The following is an 11,405-nucleotide window of genomic DNA, read 5'->3' on the forward strand; positions in this document are numbered from 1 at the left end:
GCACGGAGTCGCCATGAAGATCGCCGCCCTGCAGACCGTCTCCGGCGCGAACGTCGACGCCAACCTGGAAAGCGCGCGCGCCCTGCTGGAACGTGCCTCGCAGCTGGGGGCCGAGCTTGCCGTGCTGCCCGAGTACTTCTGCCTCATGGGACAGCGTGACAGCGACAAGCTGGCCGTTCGCGAGACCTTCGGCAATGGCCCGGTGCAGGCCTTCCTGGCGCAGCAGGCGCGCGACCTGCGCATGTGGATCGTGGGCGGCACGCTGCCGCTGGTGGCCGAGAGCGACGCGCACGTGCGCAACAGCAGCCTGGCGTATTCGCCCGAAGGCAGGTGCGTGGCGCGCTACGACAAGATCCACCTGTTCCGCTTCGACAACGGCCGCGAGCAGTACGACGAGTCGCGCGTGATCGAGCGCGGCAGCCTGCCGCAGTCCTTCACCCTGCCCTCGCGCGACGGCCATGCCTGGCGCGTGGGGCTGTCGGTCTGCTACGACCTGCGCTTCCCCGAGCTCTATCGCACCCTGGGCGCCGAGCTGCTGCTGGTGCCGAGCGCCTTCACCTACACGACGGGCCAGGCGCACTGGGAACTGCTGCTGCGCGCCCGCGCGGTGGAGAACCTGGCCTACGTGTGCGCGCCGGCGCAGGGCGGCCGCCACGACAACGGCCGCACCACCTGGGGCCACTCCATGGTGGTGGATCCCTGGGGCCAGGTGCTGGCCGCGCGCGAGGAGACGGGCGCCGGCGTCGTGCTGGCCGACCTCGACGCGGCGCGGCTCGCGCAGGTGCGCGCGCAGTTGCCGGCACTGGAGCATCGCGTGCTGTGAGCAGCATCGCGCTCCCGGTTCCCCTGGCGTGCGCCGGCTGTCCAACTGGCGCCGCTGGTCGCTGTGGATGCTGCTCGGCGTGCTGGTCGTCGCGCTGCTGGTCACGCTGATCTACCTGGCGGCGCGCTACGAGGCGAGCGTCGCGCAGGCCAACGTGGAGCGCGACGTCGCCGACGCGCTGAGCGACATGCGCTCGGCCCTCACCCGCAACGTGCAGGAACTGCAGGCGCTGCAATCCGGGCATCCCACGCGCGATGCGTGGCGCGCACAGGCCGACACGCTGCTGCGCCAGCACCGCGAATGGGTGCGCATCGAATGGCGCGGCCCCACGCTGGAGCTGCTGTCGGAGGCGGACTCGCCCTTCCGCAACCCCGTGTTCGCCCGCCTGGGCCGCACCAATTCGCTGCCCGAGAGATCCAGCAGGCCTGCGCCACGGCGCGCCGCCTGAGCAGCCATGCCTATGCGCGCAGCCATTTCGTGCCGCAGGCCGACGGCCTCGGGCTGGAACTGATGGAGCTGTGCCTGCCGCAGGTGGAAGCCGGGCGGCTCACCGGCTACGTGATCGCCACCTACTCGCTGACCGACCTGCTGGCCACGCAGATCGGCCCGCAGATGGGACGCAGCCAGGAGATCTCCTTCACCGAAGCCGACGGCACCCGCCTGGCCATGCACGGCCTGGCGCGCCGCGGCATCCGCGTGTTCTCGGCGCAGCAGCTGCTGGACCTGCCGGGCAACACCATGGTGCTGCGCATGGACAGCTGGCGGCGTTCGGAGCCGGACCTGTTCCCCAACGTGCTGACGGCGCTGGTCACGGTGATGTCCATCGCCCTGGTCACCGTGCTGTTCATGCTGGGTCACGACACGCGCCGGCGGCTGCGCGTGGAGCAGGACTTGGCCGACGCGCTGGCCTTCCGCAAGGCGATGGAGGACTCGCTGGTGACCGGCCTGCGCGCGCGCGACCTGCAGGGGCGCACCACCTACGTCAATCCCGCCTTCTGCCAGATGGTGGGCTTCAGCGCGGAGGAGCTCCTGGGGCAGGGCAACCCGCCGCCCTACTGGCCGCCCGAGCGCGCCGAGGAATACGGCAAGCGCCAGGAGGTCCGCCTGACCGGGGGCAACCGGCCGCCGCGCGAAGGCTTCGAGTCGGTCTTCATGCGCAAGGACGGCACGCGCTTCCCGGTGCTGATCATCGAGGCTCCGCTGATCAACGCGCAGGGCCTGCAGACCGGCTGGATGAGCGCGGTGCTGGACATCAGCGAGCAGCGCCGCGTGGAGGAGCTCTCGCGCGCCAGCCAGGAGCGGCTGCAGGCCACCGCCCGCCTCGCCACCGTGGGCGAGATGGCCTCGCTCCTCAGCCACGAACTGAACCAGCCGCTGGCGGCGATCGCCAGCTACGCCAACGGCTCGATCAACCTGCTGCAGCACGCGCCGGCCCCGGCGCCGGACCTGCAGGTCGCCATGCGGCGCATCGCGGAACAGGCCGACCGCGCCGGGCGCGTCATCAAGAGCGTGCACGACTTCGTGCGCCGGCGCGACCAGGCGCGCGAAGCCGTGAGTGCGCAGGCGCTGCTGGACGCGATCCAGCCGCTGGTGAACCTGCAGGCGCGCAAGCTCGGGGTGCGCGTGGACAGCCGCATCCCCGAGGGCCTGCCGCGCGTGCTGTGCGACCGCACGATGGTGGAGCAGGTGCTGCTCAACCTGGCGCGCAACGCGATGCAGGCCATGGACGAAGCGCACGTCGCGCACCCCGCGCTGGTGATCCAGGTGCGTGCCACCACGGCGACCGAGGCCGGCAAGCGCTGGCTGGAATTCTCGGTGGCCGACTGCGGCCCGGGCATCGCCGAGGAGGTGAAGCAGCAGCTGTTCACGCCCTTCTTCACCACCAAGGCGGAAGGCATGGGCCTGGGCCTGAAGCCTGTGCCGCACCGTGGTGGAGCAGCACGGCGGCCAGCTGGTCTTCGAACCCAACCAGCCGCGCGGTACGATCTTCCGATTCACCCTGCCTGCGCAATTCGCCTGACCATGCAACCTGCCGCCGCCGACGCCACCGTCTTCATCGTGGACGACGATGCCGGCGTGCGTGACGCGCTGGCCTGGCTGCTGCGCTCGCGCCGCCTCTTGTCCTCCACCTTCGCCAGCGGCGAGGAGTTCGACGCGATGCTGCAGGGCGGCTTCCGCCCGAACAGCCCGAGCTGCCTGCTGCTGGACGTGCGCATGCCCGGCATGAGCGGGCTGGCGCTGTTCGAGCAGATCACGGAACGTGGCCTGGCCGAGGCGCTGCCCGTGATCTTCCTGACCGGCCATGCCGACGTGCCCACCGCAGTGGACATGGTCAAGCGCGGGGCCTTCGACTTCTGCGAGAAGCCCTTCTCGGACAACGCCCTGGTGGACCGCATCGAGGACGCCTTGCGCCGCTCGGCCGAGGTGCTGGCCGCCCAGCGCAAGAAGGGCGCGCTGCACAACCGGCTGGCCGAGCTGACCGAGCGCGAGCGCGACGTGATGGGCCTGGTGGCCAAGGGCCTGCCCAACAAGCTGATCGCCGACCAGCTCGCGATCAGCGTGCGGACGGTGGAGGTGCACCGCGCGCGCGTGTTCGACAAGATGGAAGTGAAGTCGGCGGTGGAGTTGGCGAACCTGCTGCGCGACCTGTAGGCTGGGGTGACGCAGGAACCCCAGCGATGCTCAACAGCGCTGGGGTTCGGCTTCGCGCTCACCGCCAGCCTACTTGTCTTCCTCCCGCGGCGGCTCCCCGCCCTTGCGCCCCGAAAACATCGTCCACCAGACGATGAGGCCCAGCAGCACCAACGCGCCCAGCGCTTCCAGCAGAATCAGCAGCATGTCTTTCCGGGTCCTGTCCTTCGCCGCGATTGTAGGAATGCTCGCGGCCTGCGCCTCCGTGCCGCTGCCGCCGCAGGCGCCCGCGCGCCCGCCGACGCCTGCCTCCGCGCCTGCTGGCGTGCAACCCGCGCCCGTGGACGGCCTGCCGCCGGGCGTGATCACCCGCGGCCGCAGCCGCTGGGTGCCGGTGGCCTGGAGCGAGCTGCCGGGCTTCGCCGGCGATGCCCTGCACGAGGCGTGGAATGCCTGGGTGCGCAGCTGCGAGCGGCCGCAGCCGCCGCACGCGGCGCTGTGCCCCGAGGTGCGGCGCCTGTCGATCGCCAGCGCCGACGAGCAGCGCGCCTGGATGACGCAGCGGCTGCAGCCTTATCGCGTCGAGCCGCTGCAGCCGGGCGCCGAGTCTCTGCTCACGGGCTACTACGAGCCGATGCTCGATGCCAGCCGCGTGCCCAGCGCGGCGCAGCAGGTGCCGCTCTACCGGCTGCCCGCGGACAGCGCGACGCGCAGGCCCTGGTACACGCGGCAGGAAATCGACACCCTGCCACAGGCACGCGCGGCGTTGCGCGGCCGCGAGATCGCCTACGTCGCGGATCCGCTCGATGCGCTGTCCCTGCAGATCCAGGGCTCGGGCCGCGTGCGGGTCACCGAGCCGGACGGCCGCGTGAGCACGATGCGCCTGGCCTTCGCCGGCAGCAACGAGCAGCCTTACCGCAGCGTGGGCAGCTGGCTGCTGCAGCAGGGCGCGCTGCGCGATGCATCGTGGCCGGGCATCAAGGCCTGGGCGCGCGCCAACCCGCAGCGCGTGCAGGAGATGCTGTGGAGCAACCCGCGGGTGGTGTTCTTCCGCGAGGAGCCGCTGACCGAGCTGGACGCCGCCTTCGGGCCGCGCGGCGCGCAGGGCGTGCCGCTCACGCCGGGCCGCTCGATCGCCGTGGACAAGGACAGCATCCCCTATGGGACGCCGGTGTGGCTGGCCTCGCCCGGGCCGCTCCTGAACCTCAACCGCCTGGTGATCGCGCAGGACACCGGCAGTGCGATCGTGGGGGCGGTGCGGGCGGATTACTTCGTGGGGTGGGGGCCCGAGGCGGGGGATGTGGCCGGGAGGTTGAAGCAGCCGCTGGCGATGTGGGTGCTCTGGCCGCGTTGAACGCTGGGGTTCGGCTGCGCCTCACCGCCAGCCTACCGGAGGCAGTTTCGTAGGCTGGTGGTGAGCGAAGCGAACCCCAGCATCAAGCCTTCAGGTGCGACAGCGGCCAGCTCGAACTCGCCTTCACCTCCCCAGTGAAAAACTGGTGTGGAGGTCCTTCACGTTCGGCAGGTTGATCAGCACCTTGCGCGCGAACTGCGAGAAGGTGTCCAGGTCGCGCGACACCACCTGCAGCTCGAAGGTTCCGGCGCCGCTGATGTAGTGGCAGGACACGATCTCCGGGATCTTCCGGATCGCGTCCTCCATTTCGCGCGTGCGCTCGCCGGTGTTGCGGTCGGCATCCAGCCGCACGAAAGCCAGCACGCCCAGCCCGATCCGGTGGCGGTCGATTTCCGCGTGGTAGCCCTTGATGTAGCCGGCCTCCTCCAGCGCCCGCACGCGCCGCCAGCAGGGCGCGGCGGACAGGCCGACGCGCTGCGCAAGCTCCGCGTTGGTCAGGCGCCCGTCGGCCTGCAGCTCGGTAAGGATTTGGACGTCATATCTGTCGAGTGTTTCCATAAAGTGGCTTTTGGCGAAAGAATCTTCCCCATCCTACCGGTCCCAAGGCACAGAAAGCAAAAACCTATCGGCTAGCCACGCATACACTGGACGGCCACGACAGGCGCGTCAATGGAGACAAGACAACGATGAACGCACCGCTGCCCGAACACATTCGCAAGGCGCTCGAGACCGTCACGCTGGACGACAAGTACTCGCTCGATTACGGGCGCGCCTTCATGAGCGGCGTGCAGGCGCTGGTCAAGCTGCCGATGCTCCAGCGTCAACGCGACGCGCTGGCCGGCAGGAACACCGCCGGCTTCATCAGCGGCTACCGCGGCTCCCCCTGGGCGGCTACGACCAGGCGCTGTGGAAGGCCCGCAAGTACCTGAGGCGCAGAACATCGTGTTCCAGCCGGGGGTGAACGAGGAACTCGCGGCCACGGCCTTGTGGGGCACCCAGCAGCTCGGGTTCGCGCCTCCCGGCAGCAACAAGTTCGACGGCGTGTTCGGCATCTGGTACGGCAAGGGCCCCGGCGTCGACCGCTGCTCCGACGTCTTCAAGCACGCCAACATGGCCGGCACCACGCCCTGGGGCGGCGTGATCGCGGTGGCCGGCGACGACCACGTGGCCAAGAGTTCCACCGCCGCCCACCAGAGCGACCACATCTTCAAGGCCTGCGGCCTGCCGGTGTTCTTCCCGGCCACGGTGCAGGAGATCCTGGACCTCGGCCTGCACGCCTTCGCCATGAGCCGCTATGCCGGCGTCTGGTCCGGCATGAAGACGATCCAGGAGATCGTCGAGTCCAGCGCCACGGCGATGATCGATCCCGAGCGCGTGCAGATCCACATTCCCACCGATTTCCAGATGCCCCCCGGCGGCGTGCACATCCGCTGGCCCGACGTGGCGCTGGACCAGGAAGCGCGCCTGTTCGACTACAAGTGGTACGCCGCGCTGGCGTACATCCGCGCCAACCGCCTGAACTACAACGTCATCGCGACGCCGAACGACCGCTTCGGCATCATCGCCAGCGGCAAGGCCTGGAACGACACCCGCCAGGCCCTCCTGGACCTGGGCCTGGACGACGACACCTGCCGCCGCCTGGGCATCCGCCTGCACAAGGTGGCGGTGGTCTGGCCGCTGGAAGCGCAGATCACGCGCGAATTCGCACAGGGCCTGCGCGAGATTCTGGTGGTGGAGGAAAAGCGCCAGGTCATCGAATACCAGCTGAAGGAAGAGCTCTACAACTGGCGGCCCGACGTGCGTCCCAACGTGGTGGGCAAGTTCGAGGAAGCCGACGGCGACTACTCGGGCGGCGAATGGTCGATGCCCAACCCGACGGCCAACACCCTGCTGCGCGCCAACGCGGACCTGTCGCCGGCGCTGATCGCGCGCGATCGCCCGCCGCCTGAAGAAGATGGGGCTGGATGCCGACGTGCAGGGCCGCATCGACGCGCAGCTGGCGATCCTGGAAGCCAAGGAACGCGCGATGCAGGTGGTGGAGGTCAAGGGCGACCGCATGCCCTGGTTCTGTTCCGGCTGCCCGCACAACACCTCCACCGTGGTGCCGGAAGGCTCGCGCGCCATGGCCGGCATCGGCTGCCACTTCATGGCGACCTGGATGGACCGCGCCACCATCGGCTTCACGCAGATGGGCGGCGAAGGCGTGCCCTGGGTCGGGCAGCAGCCCTTCACGACCGACAAGCACATGTTCGCCAACCTGGGCGACGGCACCTACTTCCACAGCGGCTCGCTGGCCATCCGCCAGGCCATCGCCGCCGGCGTGAACATCACCTACAAGGTCCTCTACAACGACGCGGTCGCGATGACCGGCGGCCAGCCGGTGGGCGAGCGTCCCGAGGGCCACACCCCGCTGCAGATCGCGCACAGCCTGGTGGCCGAAGGCGTGGTGAAGCTGGTGGTGGTGACCGACGAGCCGGAGAAGTACGAGGGCGCCAGGCTGCCTGCCGGCGTGACCGTGCACCACCGCGACGAGCTCGATCGCATCCAGCGCGAGCTGCGCGAGATCCAGGGCGTCACGGCCATGATCTACGACCAGACCTGTGCCACCGAGAAGCGCCGCCGCCGCAAGCGCGGGGCCATGGTGGACCCGGCGCTGCGCGTGATGATCAACGACCTGGTCTGCGAAGGTTGCGGCGACTGCAGCGTCAAGTCCAACTGCCTGTCGGTGGAGCCGCTGGAGACCGAGTTCGGCCGCAAGCGCACCATCAACCAGAGCACCTGCAACAAGGACACCAGCTGCCTCAAGGGCTTCTGCCCGAGCTTCGTCACGGTCGAGGGCGGCCGGCTGAAAGGCAAGGCGAAGAAGGAAGCGGGTCCCTCGCCCTTCGAAGGCCCGGAGATCCCGGAGCCGATGCTGCCCGCCACCGCCGAGGCCTACGGCATCGTGGTCGCCGGCGTCGGCGGCACCGGCGTCATCACCATCGGCCAGCTGCTCGGCATGGCCGCGCACATGGAAGGCAAGGGCATCGTCACCCAGGACTCCGCGGGGCTGGCGCAAAAGGGCGGCGCCACCTGGAGCCACGTGCTGATCGCCGACGACCAGGACGCGATCCGCACCACCCGCGTCAGCATGGCCGCGGCCGACCTGATCATCGGCTGCGATCCCATCGTCACCGGCGGCAAGGAAACCGTGCTGCGCATGCGCCCGGGCCGCACCCGCGTGGCGCTGAACGCGCACAGCACGCCGACCGCGGCCTTCGTGAAGAACGCTGCCTGGGAGAACCCCTCGGACGCCTGCGCCGTCGAGATCGGCAAGGCCGTGGGCCTCGAGAACATGGGCTCCTTCAATGCCGAGGGGCTGGCCGCCCGCGTCATGGGCGACAGCATCTACACCAACCCGCTGATGCTGGGCTACGCCTGGCAGAAGGGCTGGATCCCGCTGGCGCGCGAGTCGCTGCTGCGCGCCATCGAGCTCAACGCCGTGGCGGTGGACAACAACAAGGCCGCCTTCCAGTGGGGTCGCCGGGCCGCGCACGATCCGGCGTCGGTGGCCGGCCTGATGGCGCCGTCGGCCCAGGTGATCGAGTTCAAGAAGCGCGAAACGGTGGAAAGCATCGTCAAGCGCCGTGTCGCCTTCCTCACGGACTACCAGGATGCCGGCTATGCCGAGCGCTACCGGGACCTGGTGGAGCGGGTGCGGGTCGCCGAGCTGCCGCTGGGCAAGTCGCTGCTGACCGAAACGGTCGCCAAGGGCCTGTTCAAGCTGATGGCCTACAAGGACGAATACGAGGTCGCCCGCCTGCACGCCGACACCGGCTTCCGCGAGAAGATCGCCGCCCAGTTCGAGGGCGACTTCAAGGTCCACTACCACCTGGCGCCGCCGCTGCTGGCCAGGCACGACGACAAGGGCGAGCTGGTCAAGCGGAAGTTCGGCCCCTGGACCTTCCACCTGTTCAAGCTGCTGGCCCGCCTCAAGGGCCTGCGCGGCACGCCGCTGGACATCTTCGGCCGCACCGAGGAGCGCCGCACGGAACGCGCGCTGGTCGAGGAATACCGGCAGACCGTGCTGGAACTCGTCGCCGGCCTGCAGCCCGGCAACCATGCCCTGGCCGTGGAAATTGCCGGCCTGCCGGACAAGATCCGCGGCTACGGCCATGTCAAGGCGCGCAACCTGGCGGCGGTCCGGCCGGAATGGCAGCGCCTGATGGAACAGTGGCGCGGCCAGGCCACGGAGCGCCAGGCCGCCTGAAGGCCCCCGGCGCTTCCCCCTACAATCGTCCTTCCTTTCCGCGGCAGGCGGGCAGCTTCGTGCTGGCCGCCCCGCGGGCATCCCTTTCCCTTGACGGTTTTCGACCTGGAGTCACCGTGTTGATCTCTTCCGCCTTCGCCCAAACGGCGCCGGCCGCCGCTGCCGGCGGCGACATGCAGTCTTCCTTCATGAGCCTGCTGCCGCTGGTGCTGATGTTCGTGGTCCTGTACTTCGTGATGATCCGCCCGCAGATGAAGCGGCAGAAGGAGCATCGCGCCATGGTGGAGGCCCTCGCCAAGGGCGACGAGGTGGCCACCGCCGGCGGCCTGCTGGGCCGCGTCACCAAGCTGGGCGACACCTACCTGGGCGTGGAAGTCGCGCCCGGCGTGGAAGTGCAGGTCCAGCGCACGGCCGTCGTGCAGGTCCTGCCCAAGGGTTCCATCAAGTAAGCCGTGAACCGCTATCCGCTCTGGAAGTACGCGATCCTGGTGGTCGCGTTCCTCATCGGGGTGCTCTACACCCTGCCCAATTTCTTCGGCGAGGACCCCGCGGTCCAGGTGTCGGCGGCGCGCAGCAGCGTGCGCGTGGACGCCACGACCCAGGCGCGCATCCAGCAGGCGCTGGCGCAGGCGGGCATCAAGCCGCTGTCGCTGGCCCAGGAGGGTGCGTCGATCAAGTGCGCCTGGAAAGCACCGACGCGCAGCTGAAGGCCAAGGACGCCATCCAGCGCGCGCTGTCGCCGGACCCCAACGACGCCGGCTACGTGGTGGCGCTGAACCTGCTGTCCAAGACGCCGGGGTGGATGGAGGCCGTGAACGCGCGCCCCATGTACCTGGGCCTGGACCTGCGCGGCGGCGTGCACTTCATGCTGCAGGTGGACATGCAGGCGGCGCTGACCAAGAAGGTGGAATCCTTCGCGGGCGACCTGCGCAGCGTGCTGCGCGAGAAGAACGTGCGCCACGCCGGCATCGAACGCAGCGGCAACGAGCTCGTGGTCAATTTCCGCGACCCCGCGGCCCTGCAGGCTGCGCGCACCGTGATCACCGACCAGTTCGCGGACCTGCAGGTCACCGAGTCCGTGCAGGGCGACACCACGCGGCTGGTGGCGACCATCAAGCCGGAGGCCGCGCGCCGCCTGCAGGACCAGGCGCTCAAGCAGAACATCGTCACGCTGCACAACCGGATCAACGAGCTGGGCGTGGCCGAGCCGGTGATCCAGCAGCAGGGCACCGACCGCATCGTGGTGCAGCTGCCGGGCGTGCAGGACACGGCGCGCGCCAAGGACATCCTGGGCCGCACCGCGACCCTGGAATTCCGCCTGGTGGACGAGAGCACCGAGGGCCGTGCCGCCGAACTCGGCACCGGCCCGGTGCCCTTCGGTTCCGAGCGCTTCATGGAGCGCAACGGCCGGCCGGTGATCGTGAAGAAGCAGGTCGTGCTGACCGGCGACAGCCTGACCGACGCCCAGACCGGCTTCGACCAGCAGTCGCAGGCGCCCAAGGTGGACCTGACCGTGGACGCCAAGGGCGGCCGCATCATGCGCGACGTCAGCCGCGAGAACCTCAAGAAGCGGATGGCGATCATCCTGTTCGAGAAGGGCAAGGGCGAGGCGCTGACCGCGCCCGTGATCCAGGGCGAGCTGGGCAACCGCTTCCAGATCTCCGGCTCGATGAACGTCAACGAGGCGAACGACCTGGCGCTGCTGCTGCGCGCCGGCTCGCTGGCCGCGCCGATGGAGATCATCGAGGAGATGACGATCGGCCCCAGCCTGGGCGCCGAGAACATCGCGAAGGGCTTCAACAGCGTGGCCTGGGGCTTCGCCGCGATCTGCGCCTTCATGATCGTGTACTACATGCTGTTCGGCGTGTTCTCCAGCCTGGCGCTGGGCGTCAACCTGCTGCTGCTGGTGGCGATCCTGTCCATGCTGCAGGCCACCCTGACCCTGCCGGGCATGGCGGCCATGGCGCTGGCGCTGGGCATGGCCATCGATTCGAACGTTTTGATCAACGAACGGGTGCGCGAGGAGCTGCGCAGCGGCGCTTCGCCGCAGGCCGCGATCACCGCCGGCTACGACCGGGCCTGGGCCACCATCCTGGACTCGAACGTGACCACCCTGATTGCCGGCGTGGCGCTGCTGGCCTTCGGCTCGGGGCCGGTGCGCGGCTTCGCGGTGGTCCACTGCATCGGCATCCTGACCTCGATGTTCTCGGCGGTGTTCTTCTCCCGCGGCCTGGTGAACCTCTGGTACGGCCGCCAGAAGAAGCTCAAGTCGGTTTCCATCGGCACGGTCTGGCGGCCGGACGCCGATGGCGCTATAACCAAGGCAGAGTAAGAGATTGCTTCAGGGG

General features: G+C 69.5%; 3 protein-coding genes and 5 pseudogenes. 7 read left to right on the plus strand and 1 reads right to left on the minus strand.

The features are described from left to right. Positions 1–13: 13 nt before the first annotated feature. The 4 genes and pseudogenes from HK415_RS19665 to mltA all read left to right on the plus strand — a co-directional run bounded on the left by HK415_RS19665 (position 14) and on the right by mltA (position 4,808). Complete coding sequence (locus tag HK415_RS19665) at positions 14–823, plus strand: carbon-nitrogen hydrolase family protein (RefSeq protein WP_171562187.1); 810 nt, start codon at positions 14–16, stop codon at positions 821–823. A gap of 31 nt (positions 824–854) precedes the next feature. Continuing rightward, positions 855–2,843 (plus strand): annotated as a pseudogene (locus tag HK415_RS19670) (ATP-binding protein); the annotation flags it as partial. 41 nt (positions 2,844–2,884) lie between these two features. Further along, positions 2,885–3,475: pseudogene (locus HK415_RS19675) on the plus strand (response regulator transcription factor); the annotation flags it as partial. A gap of 133 nt (positions 3,476–3,608) precedes the next feature. Next, the gene (gene mltA, locus HK415_RS19680; protein WP_216369833.1) at positions 3,609–4,808 is read left to right on the plus strand and encodes a murein transglycosylase A; all 1,200 of its coding nucleotides are present in this window, start codon (positions 3,609–3,611) and stop codon (positions 4,806–4,808) included. 82 nt (positions 4,809–4,890) lie between these two features. Here the strand turns inward: mltA and HK415_RS19685 are convergent. Next, a pseudogene (locus HK415_RS19685) lies at positions 4,891–5,366 on the minus strand (Lrp/AsnC family transcriptional regulator). Positions 5,367–5,494: 128 nt separating this feature from the next. Here HK415_RS19685 and HK415_RS19690 point away from each other — a divergent pair. The 3 genes and pseudogenes from HK415_RS19690 to secD all read left to right on the plus strand — a co-directional run bounded on the left by HK415_RS19690 (position 5,495) and on the right by secD (position 11,389). Beyond that, positions 5,495–9,057: pseudogene (locus tag HK415_RS19690) on the plus strand (indolepyruvate ferredoxin oxidoreductase family protein). Between the two features lie 116 nt (positions 9,058–9,173). Next, positions 9,174–9,506, plus strand: coding sequence for a preprotein translocase subunit YajC (yajC, locus tag HK415_RS19695; RefSeq protein WP_171562193.1), 333 nt, complete (start codon positions 9,174–9,176; stop codon positions 9,504–9,506). Between the two features lie 3 nt (positions 9,507–9,509). Beyond that, a pseudogene (gene secD, locus HK415_RS19700) lies at positions 9,510–11,389 on the plus strand (protein translocase subunit SecD). Positions 11,390–11,405 lie beyond the last annotated feature (16 nt).

The organism is Ramlibacter montanisoli (genome assembly GCF_013087525.1).
In the GTDB taxonomy this organism is placed as follows: Bacteria; Pseudomonadota; Gammaproteobacteria; order Burkholderiales; family Burkholderiaceae_C; genus Ramlibacter; species Ramlibacter montanisoli.